At 69.1% G+C, this 21,014-nt stretch carries 17 protein-coding genes; 6 read left to right on the forward strand and 11 right to left on the reverse strand.

All coding sequences use genetic code 11. The features are described 5' to 3' along the window. The first annotated feature begins 282 nt into the window (after window positions 1–282). From FIU83_RS10145 to FIU83_RS10165, 5 genes are all read left to right on the forward strand, one after another. Complete coding sequence (locus FIU83_RS10145; RefSeq protein WP_152483943.1) at window positions 283–1,452, forward strand: isovaleryl-CoA dehydrogenase; 1,170 nt, start codon at window positions 283–285, stop codon at window positions 1,450–1,452. A gap of 12 nt (window positions 1,453–1,464) precedes the next feature. Beyond that, a complete protein-coding gene (locus FIU83_RS10150) occupies window positions 1,465–3,072 on the forward strand; it encodes a carboxyl transferase domain-containing protein (RefSeq protein ID WP_152483944.1) in 1,608 nt (535 codons plus the stop codon). 7 nt (window positions 3,073–3,079) lie between these two features. After that, window positions 3,080–3,922 carry an enoyl-CoA hydratase/isomerase family protein gene (locus tag FIU83_RS10155; RefSeq protein WP_152483945.1) on the forward strand — a complete coding sequence of 281 codons (843 nt, stop codon included), beginning with the start codon at window positions 3,080–3,082 and terminating at the stop codon, window positions 3,920–3,922. Beyond that, a complete protein-coding gene (locus FIU83_RS10160; RefSeq protein ID WP_152483946.1) occupies window positions 3,919–5,970 on the forward strand; it encodes an acetyl/propionyl/methylcrotonyl-CoA carboxylase subunit alpha in 2,052 nt (683 codons plus the stop codon). Before FIU83_RS10155 ends, FIU83_RS10160 begins: the two co-directional genes overlap by 4 nt. Before the next feature lie 247 nt (window positions 5,971–6,217). Further along, window positions 6,218–7,117: a hydroxymethylglutaryl-CoA lyase gene (locus FIU83_RS10165; RefSeq protein WP_152483947.1), complete on the forward strand. Its 900-nt coding sequence runs from the start codon at window positions 6,218–6,220 to the stop codon at window positions 7,115–7,117. Window positions 7,118–7,182: 65 nt separating this feature from the next. Here the strand turns inward: FIU83_RS10165 and FIU83_RS10170 are convergent, their stop codons facing one another. The 11 genes from FIU83_RS10170 to FIU83_RS10220 form a co-directional block, all read right to left on the reverse strand. Next, a complete protein-coding gene (locus FIU83_RS10170; RefSeq protein ID WP_172976071.1) occupies window positions 7,183–7,875 on the reverse strand; it encodes an NAD(P)-dependent oxidoreductase in 693 nt (230 codons plus the stop codon). 71 nt (window positions 7,876–7,946) lie between these two features. Next, window positions 7,947–8,585, reverse strand: coding sequence for a Vat family streptogramin A O-acetyltransferase (locus tag FIU83_RS10175; protein WP_152483949.1), 639 nt, complete (start codon window positions 8,583–8,585; stop codon window positions 7,947–7,949). Between the two features lie 132 nt (window positions 8,586–8,717). After that, the gene (locus FIU83_RS10180) at window positions 8,718–9,128 is read right to left on the reverse strand and encodes an antibiotic biosynthesis monooxygenase (protein WP_253939441.1); all 411 of its coding nucleotides are present in this window, start codon (window positions 9,126–9,128) and stop codon (window positions 8,718–8,720) included. Window positions 9,129–9,138: 10 nt separating this feature from the next. Continuing rightward, window positions 9,139–10,044: an EamA family transporter gene (locus FIU83_RS10185; protein ID WP_152483950.1), complete on the reverse strand. Its 906-nt coding sequence runs from the start codon at window positions 10,042–10,044 to the stop codon at window positions 9,139–9,141. A gap of 63 nt (window positions 10,045–10,107) precedes the next feature. Further along, a complete protein-coding gene (locus FIU83_RS10190; protein ID WP_152483951.1) occupies window positions 10,108–10,776 on the reverse strand; it encodes a DsbA family protein in 669 nt (222 codons plus the stop codon). Next, complete coding sequence (gene wrbA, locus FIU83_RS10195; protein ID WP_152483952.1) at window positions 10,776–11,426, reverse strand: NAD(P)H:quinone oxidoreductase; 651 nt, start codon at window positions 11,424–11,426, stop codon at window positions 10,776–10,778. The genes FIU83_RS10190 and wrbA overlap by 1 nt, the downstream gene beginning before the upstream one ends. A 134-nt stretch (window positions 11,427–11,560) precedes the next feature. Further along, a complete protein-coding gene (locus FIU83_RS10200) occupies window positions 11,561–12,430 on the reverse strand; it encodes a LysR family transcriptional regulator (RefSeq protein ID WP_152485328.1) in 870 nt (289 codons plus the stop codon). Between the two features lie 245 nt (window positions 12,431–12,675). Next, window positions 12,676–14,589 (reverse strand): ABC transporter ATP-binding protein, encoded by a 1,914-nt coding sequence (locus FIU83_RS10205; RefSeq protein WP_152483953.1) that lies wholly within the window; start codon window positions 14,587–14,589, stop codon window positions 12,676–12,678. A gap of 144 nt (window positions 14,590–14,733) precedes the next feature. Continuing rightward, a complete protein-coding gene (locus tag FIU83_RS10210) occupies window positions 14,734–15,642 on the reverse strand; it encodes a bestrophin family protein (RefSeq protein WP_152483954.1) in 909 nt (302 codons plus the stop codon). Between the two features lie 218 nt (window positions 15,643–15,860). Then, window positions 15,861–18,356: a YbcC family protein gene (locus FIU83_RS10215; RefSeq protein ID WP_152483955.1), complete on the reverse strand. Its 2,496-nt coding sequence runs from the start codon at window positions 18,354–18,356 to the stop codon at window positions 15,861–15,863. Further along, a complete protein-coding gene (locus FIU83_RS10220; RefSeq protein ID WP_152483956.1) occupies window positions 18,353–19,942 on the reverse strand; it encodes an NADH-quinone oxidoreductase subunit L in 1,590 nt (529 codons plus the stop codon). Before FIU83_RS10220 ends, FIU83_RS10215 begins: the two co-directional genes overlap by 4 nt. A gap of 99 nt (window positions 19,943–20,041) precedes the next feature. Here FIU83_RS10220 and FIU83_RS10225 point away from each other — a divergent pair, with 99 nt between their 5' ends. Further along, complete coding sequence (locus tag FIU83_RS10225; protein WP_152483957.1) at window positions 20,042–20,941, forward strand: LysR family transcriptional regulator; 900 nt, start codon at window positions 20,042–20,044, stop codon at window positions 20,939–20,941. Window positions 20,942–21,014: the final 73 nt, after the last annotated feature.

Consider the following 21,014-nt stretch of genomic DNA (forward strand, 5'->3'; position numbering starts at 1 on the left):
CTATCACGCCGGGGTCGGGAGCGTGACCACGCCCCGCCAACGCCTCGGCCGCCGCGCCCAACGCCTGTCGGCACCTCTTGCCTATGCCTTCCTTCGACACCTTCCTTCGACACCCTCCTTCTGTACCTCCTTGCGACATTCGTCGTAGCCGCCCACACCTCCACTTTACGTTAACGTCAACCTCACCTAGTCTTGTGCCATCTGCCATTTTCGATGACACCAGTTTGCCGGTTGCGCCCCTCTCGTCCGGGGCGCATCACCTGACACGACGGGAGCCCTGCCATGCACACGCCCTACCAACCCCTCGACTTCGGCCTCGACGACGAGCTGAACATGCTGCGCGATCACGTCAACGCCTTCGCCCGCGACGAGATCGCCCCGCGCGCCGCCGAGATCGACGAGCAGAACGCCTTCCCGAACGACCTCTGGCAGAAGTTCGGCGACATGGGCCTGCTCGGCATCACCGTGCCGGACGAGGACGGCGGCAGCGGCATGGGCTACCTCGCCCACTGCATCGCCATGGAGGAGATCTCCCGGGCCAGCGCCTCGGTGGGCCTCTCCTACGGCGCGCACTCCAACCTCTGCGTGAACCAGCTCAAGATCAACGCCAGTGCCGAGCAGAAGGCGAAGTACCTGCCCAAGCTGATCAGCGGCGAGCACGTGGGCGCCCTGGCGATGTCCGAGCCGGGCGCCGGCTCCGACGTGGTCTCCATGAAGCTGCGCGCCCGCGAGGAAGGCGACAAGTACGTCCTCAACGGCAACAAGATGTGGATCACCAACGGCCCCGACGCCGACGTGCTGGTGGTCTACGCCAAGACCGACCCGGACGCCGGCTCCAAGGGCATCACCGCCTTCATCATCGAGAAGGGCATGCCCGGCTTCTCCACCGCCCAGAAGCTCGACAAGCTCGGCATGCGCGGCTCCAACACCTGCGAGCTGGTGTTCGAGGAGTGCGCGGTGCCCAAGGCCAACGTGCTCGGCGAGGTGGGCCGCGGCGTGAAGGTGCTGATGAGCGGCCTCGATTACGAGCGCACCGTGCTCGCCGCCGGCCCCATCGGCATCATGCAGGCGGCCATGGACATCGTGGTGCCCTACGTCCACGAGCGGCAGCAGTTCAACCAGTCGATCGGCGAGTTCCAGCTGGTGCAGGGCAAGATCGCCGACATGTACACCACCCTGAACGCCTGCCGCGCCTATCTCTATGCCGTGGCGGCGGGCTGCGACCGCGGCCGCAGCTCGCGCAAGGACGCCGCCGGCGTGATCCTCTACTGCGCCGAGAAGGCCACCCAGGTGGCACTGGACGCCATCCAGCTGCTCGGCGGCAACGGCTACATCAACGAGTACCCCACCGGGCGGCTGCTGCGCGACGCCAAGCTCTACGAGATCGGCGCCGGCACCAGCGAGATCCGGCGCATGCTGATCGGCCGCGAGATCTTCAACGAATCCAAGTAAGGGCGGCGTTCCATGAGCATCCTCCAGACCCAGATCAATCCGCGCAGCGACGTCTTCCAGGCCAACGACGTCGCCATGCGCCGCGAGGTCGGCCAGCTGCGCGAGCTGACCGCCGACATCCACCGCGGCGGTGGCGAGAAGGCCCGCGCCCGCCACGAGTCCCGCGGCAAGCTCTTCGTGCGCGACCGCATCGACCACCTGCTCGACGAGGGCTCGCCCTTCCTCGAGTTCTCGGCGCTGGCCGCCCATGAGGTCTACGACAGCCCGGTGCCCGCCGCCGGCGTGGTCACCGGCATCGGCCGCGTCTCCGGGGTGGAGTGCGTGATCGTCGCCAACGACGCCACGGTCAAGGGCGGCACCTACTTCCCGCTCACCGTTAAGAAACACCTTCGCGCCCAGGAGATCGCCCGCAAGCATCGCCTGCCGTGCCTCTATCTCGTCGACTCCGGCGGCGCCTTCCTGCCCCGCCAGGACGAGGTCTTCCCGGACCGCGACCACTTCGGGCGCATCTTCTACAACCAGGCCACCCTCTCCGCCGAGGGCATCCCGCAGATCGCCGTGGTGATGGGCTCCTGCACCGCCGGCGGCGCCTACGTGCCGGCCATGGCCGACGAGTCGATCATCGTCCGCGAGCAGGGCACCATCTTCCTCGGCGGCCCGCCCCTGGTGAAGGCCGCCACCGGCGAGAGCATCAGCGCCGAGGACCTGGGCGGCGCCGACGTGCACGCCAAGGTGAGCGGCGTGGCCGACCACTACGCCGAGAACGACGCCCACGCCCTGCAGCTGGCTCGCGCCTGCGTGTCGCGGCTCAACTGGCAGAAGCGCGGCGAGCTGAAGATGCAGCCCTCCAGGCCGCCGCGCCTCGATCCCACCGAGCTCTACGGCATCGTCGGCACCGACCTCAAGAAGCCCTACGACGTGCGCGAGGTGATCGGGCGCATCGTCGACGACTCCGACTTCGACGAGTTCAAGCGCACCTACGGCGACACCCTGGTCACCGGCTTCGCCCACATCCACGGCCACCCGGTGGGCATCGTCGCCAACAACGGCGTGCTCTTCTCCGAGAGCGCCGTGAAGGGCGCACACTTCATCGAGCTCTGCGCCCAGCGCAAGATCCCGCTGGTGTTCCTGCAGAACATCACCGGCTTCATGGTCGGCTCCAAGTACGAGCACGAGGGCATCGCCAAGCACGGCGCCAAGCTCGTCACCGCCGTGGCCTGCGCCCGGGTGCCGAAGTTCACCGTACTGATCGGCGGCAGCTTCGGCGCCGGCAACTACGGCATGTGCGGCCGCGCCTTCGAGCCCAACCTGCTGTTCATGTGGCCCAACGCCCGCATCTCGGTGATGGGCGGCGAGCAGGCCGCCGGCGTGCTCTCCCAGGTCAAGCGCGAGCAGATCGAGCGCGAGGGCCGCGAGTGGACCCAGGAGGAGGAAGAGGCCTTCAAGGCGCCCACCCGCGAGCAGTACGAGCACCAGGGCCACCCCAACTACGCCAGCGCCCGGCTGTGGGACGACGGCGTGATCGACCCGCTGCAGACCCGCGAGGTCCTCGGCCTGTCGCTCGCCGCCGCCTTGAATGCCGAAGTGGAAGAGACGCGCTTCGGCGTGTTCCGGATGTGAGGTCGAGATGACGCCGACATATTCCCGACTGACGATCGACGACCGCGGCGTGGCCCGGCTGACGCTGGACCGCCCGGACGTCCACAACGCCTTCGACGACCACCTGATCAGTGAGCTCAACGCCCACCTCGAGCGCCTGCACGATGCCGCCCACCGCGGCGAGGTGCGCGTTGTGGTGCTCGGCTCCGAGGGCAAGAGCTTCTCCGCCGGGGCCGACCTCGGCTGGATGAAACGCATGGTCGAGTACGACTTCGACGGCAACCTCGCCGACTCGCGCAAGCTCGCCACCCTGATGCACCGCCTGGACACCCTGCCCTGCCCCACCCTGTGCCGGGTGCAGGGTGCGGCCTTCGGCGGCGCCGTGGGACTGGCCGCCTGCTGCGACGTGGTGGTCGCCTCCGAGAAGGCCAAGTTCTGCCTCTCCGAGGTGAAGATCGGCCTCTCGCCGGCGGTGATCAGCCCCTACGTGCAGCGCGCGCTGGGCGAGCGCCAGGCGCGCCGCTACGCGCTGACCGCCGAGGTGATGGACGCCGCCACCGCCCAGGGCCTCGACCTGGTGCACCGGGTGGTCGCCCCCGACGCGCTCGATGACGCCGTCGACGCCATGCTCGAGACGCTGCTCGCGGGCTCGCCCCAGGCCCAGCGCGCCACCAAGGCGCTGCTCGCCGAGGTCGCCCGCGAGCCCGACAGCCAGGCCACCCGCGAACACACCTGCCGGGTGATCAGTGAGCTTCGCGTCAGTGCCGAGGGCCAGGAGGGGCTCGCCAGCTTCTTCGACAAGCGCCGTCCCGCCTGGACCGCCGACGCCTCCCCGACTTCCGACACGACCGCCACGGAGCGCCGCTCATGAGCCGTTCGACCCCCTTCGACACCCTGCTGGTCGCCAACCGTGGCGAGATCGCCTGCCGGGTGATGCGCACGGCGCGTGCCATGGGCCTGCGCACCGTCGCCGTCTACTCCGATGCCGACGCCAACGCCCGCCACGTGCGCGAGGCCGACGAGGCGATCCGCCTCGGTCCCGCCGCGGCCCGCGAGAGCTACCTCAAGGTCGAGGCCGTGGTGGAGGCCGCCCAGCGCAGCGGCGCCAGCGCCATCCACCCCGGCTACGGCTTCCTCTCAGAGAACGGCGCCTTCGTCGAGGCGCTGGAGGCGGCCGGCATCGTCTTCGTCGGCCCGCCCGCCTCGGCCATCGCCGCCATGGGCGACAAGTCCGCCGCCAAGGCGCGCATGGCCAACGCCGGCGTGCCGCTGGTGCCGGGCTACCACGGCGACGACCAGGACGACGCCCTGCTCCAGGCCGAGGCCGACAAGATCGGCTACCCGGTGCTGCTCAAGGCGAGCGCCGGCGGCGGCGGCAAGGGCATGCGCGTGGTGGAGTCCGGCGAGGGCTTCCAGGCCGCGCTCGACGGCTGCCGCCGCGAGTCCCAGGCCGCCTTCGGTGACCAGCGCATGCTGATCGAGAAGTACCTGACCCAGCCGCGCCATGTGGAGGTCCAGGTGTTCTGCGATAGCCACGGCGCGGGCGTCTACCTCTTCGAGCGCGACTGCTCGGTGCAGCGTCGCCACCAGAAGGTGCTCGAGGAGGCCCCGGCCCCGGGCATGAGCGAGGGCCTGCGCCGCGAGATGGGCGAGGCCGCGGTGCGCGCCGCCAAGGAGATCGGCTACGTGGGCGCCGGCACCGTCGAGTTCCTGCTCGACGCCGACGGCTCCTTCTACTTCATGGAGATGAACACCCGCCTGCAGGTGGAGCACCCGGTCACCGAGATGATCACCGGCCAGGACCTGGTCGAGTGGCAGCTGCGCGTGGCCATGGGCGAGGCCCTGCCGATGGCCCAGGAAGACCTCACCATCACCGGCCACAGCTTCGAGGCGCGCCTCTACGCCGAGGACCCGGAGCAGGACTTCCTGCCCGCCACCGGCACCCTCACCCGCTTCGCCATGGACCTCGAGGGCGCCGAGCTCGACCCGGCCCGGGTGCGCCTGGACAGCGGCGTGGCGACCGGCGATGCCGTCTCCATGCACTACGACCCGATGCTCGCCAAGCTGATCGTGCACGGCAACGACCGCACCCAGGCGCTGGCGACCCTCAACCGCGCGCTCGCCGCGCTGGACGTGCAGGGCGTGGTCACCAACCGCGCCTTCCTGCAGCGCCTGGCGACCCATCCGGCCTTCCAGGCCTGCGAGCTCGATACCCGCTTCATCGAGAAGCACGAGGCGACCCTCTTTGCGCCCAAGCAGTACTCCATCGAGGAGTACGCCGGGGCCGCCCTGGTGGGCCTGCACCAGCTGGCCCGCGAGTGCGAGAGCGACTCCCCCTGGGACCGCCACGACGGCTTCCGCCTCAACGCCCCGCACACCATCCGCATCGCCCTCTGCGATCCCGCCCATGCCCAGGATGACGACGACTCCGAGGCCGTGGTGGTGGTCGAGGGCACCCGCGAGCGCGACGACGCCGCCTGGCACCTGACCATCGGCAGCGAGACCCTCACCGCGCGCCTCGACCCGCTTGAGGGCGACGCCGTGGCCATCACCCTGAACGGCCATCGCCGCCGCCTGCAGGCGCGTCTGGTGGGTGAAGGGAGTGAGCGCAACGTGGTGGTGATCGTCGACCCGCGCGGCGAGACCCGCCTCTTCTGGCGGCGCATCGACGCCATCGACCACGGCCGCCAGGAGGCCGAATCGACCCTCACCGCCCCCATGCACGGCACCGTGGTGGCGCTGCTGGTCGAGCCCGGCGCCCGCGTCGAGAAGGGCATGCCGCTGATGGTGATGGAGGCAATGAAGATGGAGCACACCATGGCCGCCCCCGCCGACGGCCACGTGGCGAGCTTCCACTTCGCCGCCGGCGACACCGTGGGCCAGGGCGACGTGCTGCTCGACTTCGCCGCCGACGAGTAACGACGCGGTATGGCAGCGGGCGTCCTTCGTGGGAGCGGTGCTTGCACCGCGAATGGCGCCGACAGGCGCCCCCCCTTGCCGCGAGAGGGGAGCCCTTCGTGGGAGCGCTGCTTGCAGCGCGATTGGAGGCCGCAGGCCTCCCCTCGCTCCCCCAACCGCCACATGTGCCACAGCAACGCGCGGGCCGGCCAAGCCGCAACGCCAAGCCTCACCATCGGCCCGACGCAAGCAAGACAGGAGATAACCCATGGCTTTCCCCAAGCAGGTACGTCTGGTTGAAGTTGGCCCCCGGGACGGCCTGCAGAACGAGCCCGAGCCGATCGACACCACGACCAAGCTCGCACTGATCGACCGGCTCGGCGCCGCGGGACTTACCCACATCGAGGCGGCGAGTTTCGTCTCGCCCAAGTGGGTGCCGCAGATGGCCGACCACCGCGAGGTGATGCAGGGCCTGACGCGCCGCCAGGGCGTCACCTACTCGGCCCTCACCCCCAACCTCAAGGGGCTCGAGGCCGCGCTCGAGTGCGGCGTGGACGAGGTCGCCGTGTTCGGCGCCGCCTCCGAGGCCTTCTCGCAGAAGAACATCAACTGCTCGGTGGCGGAATCGCTCGAGCGCTTCGCCCCGGTGCTGGAGCGCGCCCGCAAGGCTAAGGTGCGGGTGCGCGGCTATGTCTCCTGCGTACTCGGCTGTCCTTATGAAGGCGAGATCGCCCCGGCCAAGGTGGCCGAGGTGTCCAAGGCACTCTATGACATGGGCTGCTACGAGGTCTCGCTCGGCGATACCATCGGCGTAGGCACCCCGCTCAAGGCCAAGCGCATGCTCGAGGCCGTGGCCCGCGACGTGCCGATGGACAAGCTCGCCGCCCACTTCCACGACACCTACGGCCAGGCGCTCGCCAACCTCTACGCCGTGCTCGAGGAAGGCGTGGCGGTGATCGACAGCTCCGTGGCCGGCCTCGGTGGCTGCCCCTACGCCAAGGGCGCCTCAGGCAACGTGGCAAGCGAAGACGTGGTCTACCTGCTTAACGGCCTCGGCATCGAGAGCGGCATCGACCTCGATGCGCTGGCCGCCACCGGCACCTGGATCACCCAGGCCATCGGGCGCCCCAACCGCTCCAAGGTGGGCGTGGCGCTCTGTGCGAAGTAAGCGCCCCAGACGCCGCACCCGAAGCGACACCCCCGCGCCTGATGACCTCCGCGGGGATTTGCTGGTCAGGCGGCAGGGGCCCCGCTGTGCGCGAGCGCCGACGGCGTCCGGCACCCCACGATGGCCGGGGCCTCCTGGATCAGCGCATCGTCGGTGAGGGCCTCCACCATGAAGCGGGCGAAGTCCACCCGGCGGGTGAGGTTGCTGGCGAGGATGGGATCGCCGACATGCCGGGACCACACCGGCAGGCCCTGGCTCTCGCCCTCCTCCAGATTGCTGCCCCGCACGACGGTCCAGCGGGTATCGCTTTCGAACACGCGCCGGCAGGCCTCGACCTGATCATCCAGGTCCGCGAAGCGGGTCAGGCGCGCTAGCCAGCCGAAGACCGCAACGACGGCCTTGAGCCTCCAGGGGTAGACGTCCTGGCCATCGCGGGAGATATGCCAGCCACAGGAAAAGACGAGGCGCGCCCCCGGCCGGGCGTGGTCGAGCACCGCCTGGGCGGTTCCTGTCGCGTACTGCTGAACGCCCCAGGGCACCAGCACCGTCAGCACACCGTCGCAGCCGGCGACCGCCGGCTTGATCACCGCCGGATCGTTCGTCGCGCCGGGCACGATCGTCATGCGCCCCTCGAAGGCGGCGAGCTTGCCCACGCTCTTCTCCCGGCATACCCCGACCACCTCGTCACCTCGGTCGAGCGCCTGCTGCACCATGTACCGGCCGAGCTTGCCCGACGCCCCGACAATGCAGACCTTCATGACCTCACGCCTCCCCTCACCCGTCATGGCTCATGATGCCGCATTTTGCAGCTGCCCGCTGGACGACGGCGTCAGGACCGACCGGCACGCCGCAACGCCATGAGGTCACCGCCGACGATGGCGCCGAGGTGATCGGTGATCTTTTCGGCACTCCAGTCCCACCAGGCGATCTCCAGCAGCGCATCGATCGTGGCGTCATCGAAGCGCTGCTTGATGACCTGGGCCGGATTTCCTCCCACGACGCTGTACGCAGGGACGTCCTCCACCACGACGGACTTGCTCGCGATGATGGCCCCGCTGCCGATCTTCACGCCCGGCATCAGGGTCGCCTCGTAGCCGATCCAGACGTCATGGCCGATTTCCGTATCGCCCTTGTAGGGAAGATCGCCCTCTTCGGGCGCCGCCTTTTCCCAACCGTTGCCGAAGATGAAAAACGGATAGGTGGAAAATCCTGACACCTGGTGGTTCGCGCCGTTCATGATGAACGTGACGCCCCTGGCGATCGCACAGAACTTGCCTATGACCAGCTTGTCGCCAATAAAGGGAAAGTGGTAAAGCACATTGCTCTCGAACCGCTCGGGCCCTTCCGGGTCGTCGTAGTAGGTGTAGTCGCCGACCACGATGTGGTCGGAGGTAATGTAATGCTTCAGGTAGCCGACTTGGGGAAATCCCTTCATCGGTGTTCTATCGTCAGGGCTGGGGCCTTTCATATTACCTCCCGTATCAACGCGACATCTACGACGCCCGGCATCCACCACGACCAGCACATCCCCCTCGCGTCATCATGGCCGACATTGCCCCGTCGAAGGCACCTCAGGCAGCATCCTTGGTGCGCATGCCCATCACGATTTCAGATAGTCATCACAGACGTACAATGTGTGGATCGTCCTTGATTGCACCAGGCACTCGCGCATTGTCTGACGAGACAACAGATACCGCTCGTCTGTCACATCCTTGTCCTTCTCCCACTGCTCACGGCTTGGCCATTGGGCGTAGCCAACCAGAACACTCGGGTTATCGGTTCTATGCAGCCTGGAGCCCAGACTGCCACAGTGCTGGTAAATCGCTTTGGTCACTTCCAGCCACGCCTCGCGAAATTCCGCTTCTTTGCCAACCTTGATCTCGAACTCATATACAGCCACGAACATGATCTTTCCTCCCATCGTGGTCGGTTTCCATGCCTCCAGGACGGTCAAGGCGGCTTTCTCGCCATGGGCTCCCGGCCGTCGGCCAGATCGCTGGAGGCCCATCATAGCGTGTCCATCACCGCGGCAATGGAGAGGTCTGCGAGTGCGCTCCGATTGCAGGAGCAGGCCGTGATCCGCGTCGCGCCGCCCACTGCCCGAGCCACACCGAACCGAGCACGATCACCGCACCGCCGGCCTGCAACGGGCTCAGTCTCTGGTCCAGCAGCAACCAGCCGAGCGCCACGGCCGTCACCGGGCTCATCATCCCGAGCATCGAGACCGCCGCCGGCTCGATGCGGGCGACGCCGCGAAACCACAGGAAATAGGTCACGGCGGCGCCGATCAATCCAAGGTAGCCAAGGCCGACAAGGTGGGTCGTTGTCAGAGCGGGCAGCGCGGGTTCGCCGAACCAGGCCAGCGGCACCAGCAGCAGGCCGCCCGCCGTCAGCTGCCAGGCGGTGAAGGTCAGCGGCGAGACCGGTGGCTGCCACTTGCGGCTGAGCACCGTACCGGCCGCCATCGACAGGGCACCGCCGAGGCCGGCCGCCACGCCGATAGGGTCCAGCTCCGCGGCGGGGGTGAGCACCAGCAGGGCGACCCCGCCGACACCGGCCATCGCCGCCATGACCGACAGCGTCATGATCGGCGTGCCCAGCAGGCCGCGCGCCAGGATCAACACGCACAACGCCTGCAGCGCGCCCAGGGTGGCCGCCACGCCACCCGGTAGCCGATAGGCCGCCACGAACAGCAGGGTCCAGAAGATCGCGAAGTTGAAGGCGCCAAGCAGCAGCACCCTGCCCCACCACTCCCTCCCTGGCAGCCGGCGGACCAGCAACAGCAGCAGCAGACCGGCAGGCAGGGCACGCAGCACGGCCAGCGTGATCGGATAGCCCTGGGGCAAGAGCTCGCTGGTGACGATATAGGTGCTCCCCCAGACGGCGGGCGCCAGGGCAGTGAGCAGCAGGTCGGTCAAGCGGTTCATGGCGATGCCTCGCATCGGTCAGGGCACCGGGCTTCGGAAGGAAGATCAGCCCGGTGCGGGAAATCAGGAGGTGAGCTGGTTGGCGACGATGCTCAGGTTGTCGACTAGCTGCGCGCGCAGGCTGTCCAGCGGGCCATTGACCAGCCGCTGTCCCGTCTCGCGCACGATCACCGTCGGCACCACGCTGACCCGCCACCGCCGGGCCAGTTGTTGATCGGCCTGGACGGCATCGAGCGTCGCCGGGTCTTCCATCAGCCGCGTGAAGGCATGGGTGCCGAACCCCGCTTCCCGGGCGATGGCCCTGAGCACCTTGGGATCCGCGACGTTGCGGGCCTCGCTGAGGTGGGCGACCTGGATGGCATCGAACATCTGCCAGTGGCCCGCCTGGCCCGCCAGGTACTGCGCGGCGTGACAGGCCAGGGCACCGGGCAAGCCATGGGGATAGTCGAAGGGAGCCCGGCGCATGCCCTCGATGTTGAAGCGCTCTGGGGCCTCACTGGCCTCCCGGCAGGCCGCCCAGTGATCGAGGATGGTCGCCTTGGCTCGGGCCATGGAGCCGAAGACCTCCACCATGCGTTCAGGGCTGTCCTGCAGGACGAAGGTGCGATGCCGGACATGCAGCTCGAACTCCTCGGCCAACCGATGCAGCCGCGGCGACAGGTTGAAGCACCAGCCGCAGACGACATCGTGAAAGAAGTCGAGGGTCAGCGAGGGGGTGGACGGAAGGCTCATCAGACGCCCACCTCCTCTCCGGACGGCATAGCAAGGCGCGAGCTATCGCGACCGGCGACCAGGTGGGCGGCGATCTCGGCCACATGGCGCCCCTGGAAGCGGGCGCCGGCCAGCTCCGTGTCGCTAGGCTGGCGCGAGCCATCGCCGCCGGCCACGGTCCCCGCGCCATAGGGGGAGCCGCCGACGATCTCGTCGTGTCGCATCTGGCCCGAGAAGGTGTAGGGCAGCCCGGCGATCAGCATGCCGAAGTGCAGCAGGGGCACCTGGGTGGAGAGCACCGCCGCCTCATGGCCGCCATGCTGCGAGCCGGTGGAGGTGAAGACGGCGCCCACCTTGCCGACCAGCGCATTGCGTGCCCAGAGCCCGCCGGCCTGATCGATGAACTGCTTCATCTGCGCGGCCATGTTGCCGAAGCGCGTCGGCGTGCCGAGGATGATGGCGTCGTAGTCGGGCAGGTCTTCGACCCGGGCCTCCGGGGTATCGTCGATGACCTGGCCTGCCGCCTGGCGCACCGCCGCCGGTACCGTCTCGGGGACACGGCGGAGGTCGACCTGCACGCCGGTAAGGCTGCGGGCGCCCTCGGCTTCCGCCTCGGCGAGGGAGCGGATATGGCCGTAGCTGGAGTAGTAGAGAACGAGAACGCGGGTCATGGTAAGCCTCTCTGTTTCGCATGGGTGACGAAACAGAGCATGAGGCCGCATGAGAGGAAGAATAAGCGGGAAAATGGCAGGACATTCTTTACTCAGGGTAAAGAGTGCCGAAAAGCGAGGGCACGACCTGGGGATCAGCCGCCCAGCCGCTCCCTGAGGTGATCGAGGAAGGCCAGGGTCTTGGCGTCGGTACCCAGGCGCGAGGCGGTAACGGCATAGACCTGTCGGGTCGGAAGCTCGAAGGCAGGCAGCACCCGCACCAGCTGGCCGGCCGCCTCGGCCGGGTCGGAGATGAAGTCCGGCAGGGCGCCGATGCCCTGGCCGGCGATCAGCATATCTCGCAGCATCAGGCTGCTGCCGACCTCCAGGCGCGCGGGGCAAGGCACCGAGACCGCACCGTCGGGGCCTTGTAGCGCCCAGTGATGGGCATCGTCTGCCAACAGGTAGCTCACCGCCTCATGCTCGGCGAGTGCCTCCGGCCCCCGCGGGGTGCCGTGGGCCGCCAGGTAGGCCGGGCTGGCGAACAGTCGCTGGTGCACCGGTGCGATGCGCCGGGCGATGAGGCTCGAGTCCGGCAGGGTGGCGCGCACCCGGATCGACAGGTCGAAGCCGCCCTCGACCATGTCGATCACGCGATCCTCCAGGGCCAGCGACACCTCGACCTCCGGATAGCGCTCCATGAAGCCGGGCAGCAGCGGCGACAGCACCATCAGGCCGAAGGACTGAGGCGCATTGATCCGCAGCCGTCCCCGCACGCGGTCGGTATGCGCGCGCACCCTTTCCTCGACCTGGTCGACCTCCGCGAGCAGGCGACGACTCTCCTCGTAGTAGAGGCGACCCTGCTCGGTCAGGGACATTCTGCGGGTGGTGCGCGTGAGCAGCGTGCAGCCCAGGTGCCGTTCCAGGCGCTTGGTGTCACGGCTCAAGAGCCCGGGAGAAATGCCGAGATCCTCCGCCGCCCTGGCGAAGCTGCCACGCTCCACGATGCGGCAGAAGGCCCTCATGACCGCCAGTCTGTCCAAGGTGTGACTCCGTGCGTTCGCGTGGGGAGAATCCCCGTCATCCTTGCCAGAAAAGCCGTGATGGAGGGGCGCTGGACTCCGCCAGGCGATCGTCGCAGAAGCCACCACACCCCGCAACGCTGACGCCGCCCCGTGAACGCTTCGACACGGATCGAGCGGCAAGCGGCGCCAATCGCACCACATGAAGACACGGCCATTCCCGAGCCGCCCTGCCCTGGCGCGAGCCCTCAGTCGTGCCCGTCGCCCCGGGTGGCCGGCTCGGCCCGCACCGGCGTGACCTCGTCATCGATATCCTCGCCGATGAAGCCGCCGGACTGGCGCCGCCACAGGGCGGCATAGAGGCCGTCCCTGGCCAGCAGTTCCGCGTGGGTGCCGCTCTCGACGATCTGCCCCTCGTCGATCACCACCAGGCGGTCGAGCATGGCGATGGTCGACAGCCGGTGGGCGATGGCGATCACCGTCTTGCCCTCCATCAGCGTATAGAGCTGCTCCTGAATCGCCGCCTCCACCTCGGAGTCCAGCGCCGAAGTGGCCTCGTCCAGCACCAGGATGGGGGCGTTCTTGAGCAGCACCCGGGCGATGGCGATGCGCTGGCGCTGGCCGCCGGAGAGCTTTACGCCCCGCTCGCCGACATGAGCATCCAGGCCGCGGCGCCCCTGGAGATCCACCAGATCATCGATGAAGGTATCGGCATGGGCGCGGCGCACCGCCTCCCGGATCTGCGCCTCGCTGGCCTCGGGGCTGCCGTAGCGGATGTTGTCGCGCACCGAACGATGCAACAGCGAGGTGTCCTGAGTGACCATGCCGATCTTCCGCCGCAGCGACGCCTGGGTCACCCCGGTGATCGCCTGGCCATCGATCAGGATGCGTCCGCCCTCCAGGTCGTAGAAGCGCAGCAGCAGGTGGGCCAGGGTCGACTTGCCGGCCCCGGAGCGGCCGATCAGCCCCACCTTCTCGCCCGGGGCGATGGTGAGGTCCAGGCCATCGAAGACCCTGCGGCCCTCACCATCCGGCCGTTCGTAGCCGAAGCGCAGCGCCTCGAAGCGGATCTCGCCTCGGGGCACGGCGAGCTCACCGGCATCGGGGGCGTCGGTCACCGCGGGCTCCCGGGCGATGGTATTGAGGCCATCCTGCACGGTGCCGATGTTCTCGAATAGGCTCGCCACCTCCCAGAGAATCCAGTCGGACATGAAGCGGATCCGCATCACCAGGGCGATCGCCACGGCGATGACGCCAAGCGACACCACTTCCAGGTACCAGGCGCCGATGGCCATGGCGGCCACGCCGGCCAGCAACAGGGAGTTGAGCACCGTCAGGCTGACGGTCAGGCCGGTGGCCAGGCGCATCTGCCGATAGACGGTGCCCATGAAACCCTTCATGGCGTCTCGGGCGTATTCCTCTTCGCGACGGGTATCGGCGAACAGCTTGATGGTCTGGATATTGCTGTAGCTGTCGACGATGCGCCCGGTCATCACCGCCCGGGCGTCGGCCTGGGCCATGGAGACCGCCCGCAGGCGCGGCACGAAGGCCCACATGATGCCGAGATAGCCGACGAGCCACGCCACCAGCGGCAGCATCAGCCAGGGCTCGGCGCGGCCCATCAGCAGCATGGCGCCGGTGAAGTAGACGAGCACATAGACCATCAGGTCCATCAGCTTCATCACCGTCTCGCGGATCGCCAGGGCCGTCTGCATCACCTTCTGGGAAACCCGTCCGGCGAACTCGTCCTGGTAGAAGGCCAGGCTCTGGCCGAGCATATGGCGATGCGCCAGCCAGCGGCCGATCATCGGGTAGTTGCCGAAGATGCTCTGGTGGGTCACCAGCGCCTGGAGCAGGGTCAATAGCGGCAGGCCGATCACCACCAGCGCCGCCATGCCGGCCAGGCGCCAGCCGTACTCGGCGAGAAAGCCCTCGCGCTCGGCGGCGGCCAGCCAGTCCACCAGGTCGCCCATGTAGCCGAAGAAGACCACCTCCGCCGCCGAGACCAGGGCGGTGAGAAGCGACATCACGACCAGCAGCGGCAGCACCGGCCGCGAGAAGTGCAGGATGAAGGCGAACAACCCCTTGGGTGGCGTGCCCCGATGGTCCTCCGGGTAGGGGTTCACCAGGGTCTCGAAATAGCGAAAGAGGGCGCGATACATGGCGGCAGTCCGGTGGTAGGGAGGGAGCTCGACGGTCTCGAGCCTCGTGGAGAATCGCCAAGCGAGGACCCGGCCGGCATTCGGGGATGCAGGACACCCCTTCGCGGAACGGCCGGGCGATGGCGCCTTCCAGGCCGGCGTCGGCTACTGCAATTCGAACGCCACCGGCCGCAGCGGCTCGGGTGCCGGGTCGCCCAGCGCCTCGGCCACGCTGATCTCGTGCACCCGGCAGATGGCGTCCAGCGGCAGGTCATTGGCCTCCCGGCCGAAGGGGAATTCCAGCTGCTCAGAGAGACGGTCGAGCCCGAAGAAGGTATAGGCGACGATGGCGGTGAACACCGGGGTGAACCAGCCGGCGCCCGCCACCAGTCCGAAGGGCAGCAGATAGCAGTAGACGTAGGCGGTGCGATGCGCGAGCAGCGTGTAGGCGAACGGCAGCGGCGTCTGGGCGATGCGTTCCGAGGCGGCCTGGATGCCGGCCATGCCGTGCAGGTGCTGGTCGAGCGCCGCCGCGGCCACCGAGTCGATCTCGCCTTCCCGGCGCGCCTCGGCCACCACGTCGCCGGCCCGCTGCAGCATGAGGGCCGCGGGATTGCGGGTGGCCAGCGCCTGGTCGATCAGGACCGTGGACAGCGAGGCCGGCAGGTCCGCACGCACGTCCTCCCCGCGCAGCTGCCCACGCAAGAGATGCGCATGGCCCAGGGCGCGCATCATCAGCTCACGGCGACGCGCCGCGTCGAGGTGAATGCCGCCGGCCCGGGCCAGGCTGCGCATCTCGTAGACCATGCGCCCCCACTGCCGACGAGCCTCCCACCAGCGGTTGTAGGTCGCGGTGTTGCGCACGCTCAACAGGATCGACAGCGCGATCCCCATGAGGGTAAAGGGCAGCAGCGTGTACTCGACGATGCCATCCAGGTAGTGATGGCGGGAGACCCAGGTGACCACCGCGGCGAAGAGCCCGGCCAGCAGGATGTGGGGGAGGATATGGGGCACGACCGAGCCCTTCCAGGCCAGCATCAGCCTGAGCGCACCGGGGCGATCACGAACGATCACGACACAACGACTCCGAACGGCGAAAGCGGCGATGGTGTCACAGCGCCCCGCCGGAGGAAAGCCGGCCCGCTTGGCCCCGCTCCCGGCGCGCGAAGGCCGGCCTCCACCGCCGGCGTCGGGAACGCGCCTTGCCCGGCAGCGACGCCGCCCCCGGCCGGAGGAGCGGCGCGGGGGCGGCCTGACGTGCGTTCGTGTCGGGAGAAGGCGGAGGGCGGGCCCTAGGGCGCGACCCAGCGGCCCTCGCGGCGCGCGAGCACCTCGCCGCTCTCGTCGTCCAGGGCGAAGAGGTGCAGCCAGCCGTTGCCCACCAGGGACTGCAGCACCTCGTGACGGGCGATGATCGCGTCGATCGCCGCCGGGGGCGCCGCCAGGTAGGCGCTCAGGCGCAGGGGCTCGTGGCGCCACTGCTCACCGTCATGCAGCGACTGCATCGGCAGGCCGATGCGCAGGTCGCCGCCGTTGCCCTCGAAGACCCCGATATGCCCACCGACCACGTTGTGCAGCACCTTGTTGCCGCTGCCGAACTTGCGGTTGTCGGTGACGGAGGCGTTGTACTGCATGTTGATCCAGTGGGCGACGACCATCGGCGCGGTCATGATCAGCTCGAGGCGCGAGGCGTCGGGATCGGTGCGCCAGTCGTAGTCGTGCAGGAAGCTGCGCCCGGCGAGGTCGAGGGGCGCGGTGAGCCGACGCGGCGCGGCGATGAAGCTGGCGTTGTTGGCCAGGCCCCACTCCGGGCGGGTCTGGGACCAGTCGGCGCCGCGGCGCTCGAGGACCTTCTCGAGCTCGGGCGCATTGGCGGTGAGGCCGAGCCGCGGGGCCCGTTCGCGACGAGCCTGGTCGCCGGCCCGATCGAGCCAGGCACGCTGCTCCTCGCTCAGCGCGAAGGCATCCTCCACCCCCTCCGGCAATTCGATGCGGTCGGTGATGGTATGGTGCAGCGCCGGCACGAAGCGGGTCGCCCCGGGGATCACGAGGCCCTCCTCGGCCAGCGCCTCGCGCAGCGCGGGGTCGTTGAGCAGCCGCGCCAGGGCGCGCACCGAGACCTCGCCGGACTGGCCGCCGCAGGCGCCGCACTCGAGCCCCGCGGCGTGGGGATTGTTGCTGCTGTGGCTGCCGTGGCCCACCAGCAGCACCCGCGGCGCGAGGTGCTCGGTGAGGCCCATGGCGCCGAGCACGGTGCGGGCGAGCGCCGCCTTGTCGGCCAGGCTCAGCGCCTCGCCGCTGTCGCACCAGTGCCAGCTCAGCGTGTCCATGGCGAGCGGCACGCGCTCGGCCTTCGGCGCCAGCGAGCGTCGCAGCAGCTTGCCGGCATAGAGCAGGCCGCCCGCCTCCACGGCGGTGAAGCTCGCACTCGCCGCGCGGCTCCACTCCTGCAGGCGAGCCTGCCAGTTGAGCCGTTTCGCCGAGCGCGCCTCGCCCTCGCCCGAGCCGCTCCTGAGGGTCACCTTGGGCGCCAGCAGGCCCGGCAGGTGCGGCTGGGCCAGGGCGGCGCCGTCCTGCCGGTGCTCCAGGGGCAGGCCGAAGAAGCCGGCGAAGCCCAGGGTCTGGATCGACGGGCTCTGGCGCTCCAGCGCCCGACGCAGGGGCTCGGAGCGCACGTCGATGCAGAACACCGCCTGCAGCTGCACCGCCTCGCTCGCCGGGGCCGTCGCGCGCGCCGCCTCGCCGAGGGCCGTGTTCAGCGGCTGCTGATAGGCGAGCTCGCTGGCCAGCTGCCACACCCAGAGGGGCTGCTGGGCACGCAGGTGGCGCTCGACCCGCGCCGGCAGCTCCACGAGCTCGGCGTGCCAAAGCCGGGTCAGGCGCTCGGCCTGGTCGGGCTGCTCCGCGCGCACATAGCGCCATAGCACCAGTTCCCAGGCCAGGCGGATCGCCAGCAGGCTGCGCATCTCCGACGCCGGGGCCTCGTGCTCGCCCTCCCCCTCGGGCGCCGCCATCGCCCGCTGCCACTCCTGGTAGGCGACCCAGGCGGCCCAGCCGTTGATGTCGAGCAGCAGCGCCTGGGCGTAGTGCTCGAGCCGCTCGGCGTCGACCGACAGCTCGGCGACGGCCGCCTCGAAGAGGCCGTCCTCGGTCTCCGGCAGGGTCGCGAAGTAGCGCCGCAGGCGCCGCTCGCCCATCAGGATCGCGATGCCGCGGTCCTTGAGGGTGATCTCCCGCCAGTGCTGGTAGAGCCGCTTGCCGCTCGGGGCGTTCAGGCGCTCGGCGTTGAGCGGTCCGTCCTCCTGGTAGTAGGCGGCGCAGAACTGGCTGATCTGCTGGGTGATCTCGTCGCGCCAGGCCATCTTGTGCTGGCGGTCGCGGCGGGCGTCGATCAGGTCGCTGACGTTATGCCAGTGGGGCAGCCGGGCGAGCTCCTCGACCACCGCCAGCAGGTTCTTGTAGCCGCCCGAGTAGTCGAGCCGCTCGGCCGCCTCGGTGAGGTGACGATCGGTGATCTCGCCGCGCTGCCGGGCCCCCAGGTAGTGGCTCGGCGGCATCAGTGAGTGGACGTTGCCGAGCGCCGAGAGTCGCGCCGCCACCCGGGTAGCGTCCTCCCCGCGCTGGGTCCAGTAGGGGCTCACCGCGATCAGCCGATCCAACGGCCAGGTCGGGGCGATGCGCGCGCAGGCCCGATCCAGTGCCGTTTGCTGAGCCTCGGTCAGCGCGGCGGGCTCATGCTCGGGGCCGTCGGCCGACCAGGCGGCCTGGGTAGTGTCGAGACGCGTCATAGGGAACTCCCGCGCAGGGCAGTGTGAAGCTGCTTGGCCTTGATACGGCCGGGCAGCTCATGGGGCCAGAGCCTCAGGGTGTTACGGGTGACCCACTCGTCCAGGTAGAAGCCGGCGTAGCAGTAGCGATTGAGCGTCTGCGACGCGCGGTAGTGCAGGCCGTGTCGCTTGAGCCAGTAGCCCGCGAAGAGCAGCAGGAAGAGCGCGCTCATCCAGAGATCCGCCCAGGGCGAGATCGTGTGACCGGTCTCGGGCAGCAGGGCGGCGAACAGCGACTTGAGGCCGACGTAGGCGAGCACCACCAGCGCGGCCAGGCCGACAAAGCCGACGAGGTCGCCGCTGTTGCGCTCGCTGCCGCGCTCGGCCAGCAGCACCGTGAGCGCCCCCGTCAGCAGCACCCAGGGAGCGTTAGCCGCGAAGGCCGGGGAGTCGGTGACGCCGCGCACGAGCACCACCAGCCCCGCCACCATCGCGGCACTGATGAGGCCCGCGGAGAGCCACCGCCCCCACGAAGGGCTCAGACCGGGGGCGCGCCGGCGCAGCAGGTCCTGCTCGACCGCCTCGCCAGAGCCGAGGAAGGCGTAGGCCTTGTAGCAGGAGTGGGCGAGCAGGTGCAGCAGCGCCAGCTCCACCATCCCCAGGGCGATCTCGACGAGCATCAGGCCCATCTGCGCGCTGGTCGACCAGGCCAGACGCACCTTGATGCTGATGCGAGTCATCATGACCAGCGCCGCCAGCACGCTGCCGAGGCCGGCGACGACGAGCACCAGCGCCTGGGCGGGCGCCGACTGCAGCAGCAGCGGCGAGAAGAGCAGCAGCAGGTAGCCACCGAGGTTGATCACCCCCCCGTGCAGCGTCGCCGAGACCGGCGTGGGCGCCTCGACCACCTGGATCAGCCAGCCGTGCAGCGGCAGCTGGGCGCACTTGATCAGCGCCGCCAGGGCGAGCAGGCAGGCCGCCGCCTGTTCGGCGAGGCTCAGGGTGCCGCCCTCCACCGAATGGTCACCGTAGGCACCGACGATGACGCTGATCTGCGCGGTGTCGTGGTGCAGGTAGAGCAGCACGAAGGCGGTCAGGGCGCAGAGCTCGGCGGCCCGGGCGAAGAGGAACTTCTTGTGGGCCGCCAGGGCGGCGCGTGGCCGGTCGGGGTAGAACATCAGCAGCTGGTGCATGCCCATGCTGATGGCGAACCACGCGAGCAGGAAAAGCGCCAGGTGATCGCTCAGCACCGCCACGCTGACCGACGCGAACACGGCCTGGACCAGCGCGACGAAGCGGGTCTGGCGCGGCTCGCCCTGCAGGTAGGTGGCGCTGTAGCGCACCACCACGAAGGCGATGAAGTTGGCGAGCAGCAGCATGATCAGCTGCAGCGGCGCGGTCTGCCAGCCGCCCTCGCCCGCCGGCAACCCGCCTGCCGCCCCCAGCGCCAGCAGCAGCGTCGAGGCGACCAGGCCGCAGAGGGTGCTGACCTGGGCCGTGCGCCAGGCGCGCTCGCGCGGCTGGCGGGCGCTGGTCGCGGCCCCCAGTGCCAGCACGATGGGCACCAGGGCCAGTAGCCAGGGGGTCAACGGCTCGATCCAGTTCATGACATGACTCCGCTCGTTCAGGTGCGAGCAGTATCGGGGGAATCATGCTTTAATTAAAATATATATAAATTGAATTTACGTTCTATAAAAGAGAACGATATGAGCCGACTGAACTATCATCACCTCTACTACTTCTGGCGGGTGGCCGCCGAGGGCAAGCTGACGCGGGTCGCCGAGTCGCTCCACCTCTCGCAGAGCGCGCTCTCGGCACAGATCCGCAAGCTGGAGGAGCGGATGGGCAAGCCGCTCTTCGAGCGGCGCAATCGCACCCTGGTGCTGACCGAGGCGGGCCGGCAGGTGTTCAACTATGCCGAGGTGATCTTCACCAAGGGGGAGGAGCTGGAGTCGCTGATCAGCCGCGGCATCGAGCCCGAGTACCAGCACATTCGCATCGGCACCCTCTCCAGCATGTCACGCAACTTCATCGAGGGCTTCGTCGCCCCGCTGCTGCAGGACGAGGGGCACAAGGTGCGCTTCAGCCTCTATGCCCGGGGCATGGCCGACCTGCTCGACGGCCTGGCCCGTCACGAGTTCGACCTGGTGCTGGCCAACACCCAGCTGCCGCCCTCGGGCTCGCCCCAGGCCGCCTGGCAGAGCCAGCTGCTGGCCCGCCAGCCGCTCTCCATCATCGGCCCGCCCGACGCCAACCCCTACACGCCCTTCCCCGAGGGGTACGAGGGGCTGGGCTGGGTGCTGCCCGGCGAGCACCACGAGCTGCGCCGCGCCTTCGACGGCCTGTGCAGCCTGCACCAGTTCCAGCCGGAGATCCTGGCCGAGGCCGACGACATGGCCATGCTGCGCCTGCTGGCGCGTGACAGCGGGGCGCTGAGCGTGCTGCCGGAGGTGGTGGTGAAGGACGAGCTGCGCCAGGGGCGACTGACCTCCTTCGAGCGCCTGCCCAACGTCTTCGAAAACTTCTACGCCATCACCCTGCCCCGGGAGTTCATGCCGGCCGTGATCTCGGAACTCCTGGCCCGCCCGCTGCGGGAGCTGACCTGATCCGGGGGCCCGGCCGCAACCGCCACGCAAAGCCCCCGAGCCGAAGGATCGGCTCGGGGGCACTCTCGTCGCG

Source organism: Halomonas sp. THAF5a, from assembly GCF_009363755.1.
GTDB lineage: Bacteria > Pseudomonadota > Gammaproteobacteria > Pseudomonadales > Halomonadaceae > Halomonas.

Coding starts and splice junctions, on each gene's coding strand:
- FIU83_RS10215 (WP_152483955.1), bottom strand. CDS start 18,356: ATGACGCGTCTCGACACTACCCAGGCCGCCTGGTCGGCCGACGGCCCC.
- FIU83_RS10150 (WP_152483944.1), top strand. CDS start 1,465: ATGAGCATCCTCCAGACCCAGATCAATCCGCGCAGCGACGTCTTCCAG.
- wrbA (WP_152483952.1), bottom strand. CDS start 11,426: ATGACCCGCGTTCTCGTTCTCTACTACTCCAGCTACGGCCATATCCGC.
- FIU83_RS10190 (WP_152483951.1), bottom strand. CDS start 10,776: ATGAGCCTTCCGTCCACCCCCTCGCTGACCCTCGACTTCTTTCACGAT.
- FIU83_RS10165 (WP_152483947.1), top strand. CDS start 6,218: ATGGCTTTCCCCAAGCAGGTACGTCTGGTTGAAGTTGGCCCCCGGGAC.
- FIU83_RS10200 (WP_152485328.1), bottom strand. CDS start 12,430: ATGAGGGCCTTCTGCCGCATCGTGGAGCGTGGCAGCTTCGCCAGGGCG.
- FIU83_RS10220 (WP_152483956.1), bottom strand. CDS start 19,942: ATGAACTGGATCGAGCCGTTGACCCCCTGGCTACTGGCCCTGGTGCCC.
- FIU83_RS10170 (WP_172976071.1), bottom strand. CDS start 7,875: ATGAAGGTCTGCATTGTCGGGGCGTCGGGCAAGCTCGGCCGGTACATG.
- FIU83_RS10160 (WP_152483946.1), top strand. CDS start 3,919: ATGAGCCGTTCGACCCCCTTCGACACCCTGCTGGTCGCCAACCGTGGC.
- FIU83_RS10185 (WP_152483950.1), bottom strand. CDS start 10,044: ATGAACCGCTTGACCGACCTGCTGCTCACTGCCCTGGCGCCCGCCGTC.
- FIU83_RS10155 (WP_152483945.1), top strand. CDS start 3,080: ATGACGCCGACATATTCCCGACTGACGATCGACGACCGCGGCGTGGCC.
- FIU83_RS10145 (WP_152483943.1), top strand. CDS start 283: ATGCACACGCCCTACCAACCCCTCGACTTCGGCCTCGACGACGAGCTG.
- FIU83_RS10225 (WP_152483957.1), top strand. CDS start 20,042: ATGAGCCGACTGAACTATCATCACCTCTACTACTTCTGGCGGGTGGCC.
- FIU83_RS10175 (WP_152483949.1), bottom strand. CDS start 8,585: ATGAAAGGCCCCAGCCCTGACGATAGAACACCGATGAAGGGATTTCCC.
- FIU83_RS10180 (WP_253939441.1), bottom strand. CDS start 9,128: ATGATGGGCCTCCAGCGATCTGGCCGACGGCCGGGAGCCCATGGCGAG.
- FIU83_RS10205 (WP_152483953.1), bottom strand. CDS start 14,589: ATGTATCGCGCCCTCTTTCGCTATTTCGAGACCCTGGTGAACCCCTAC.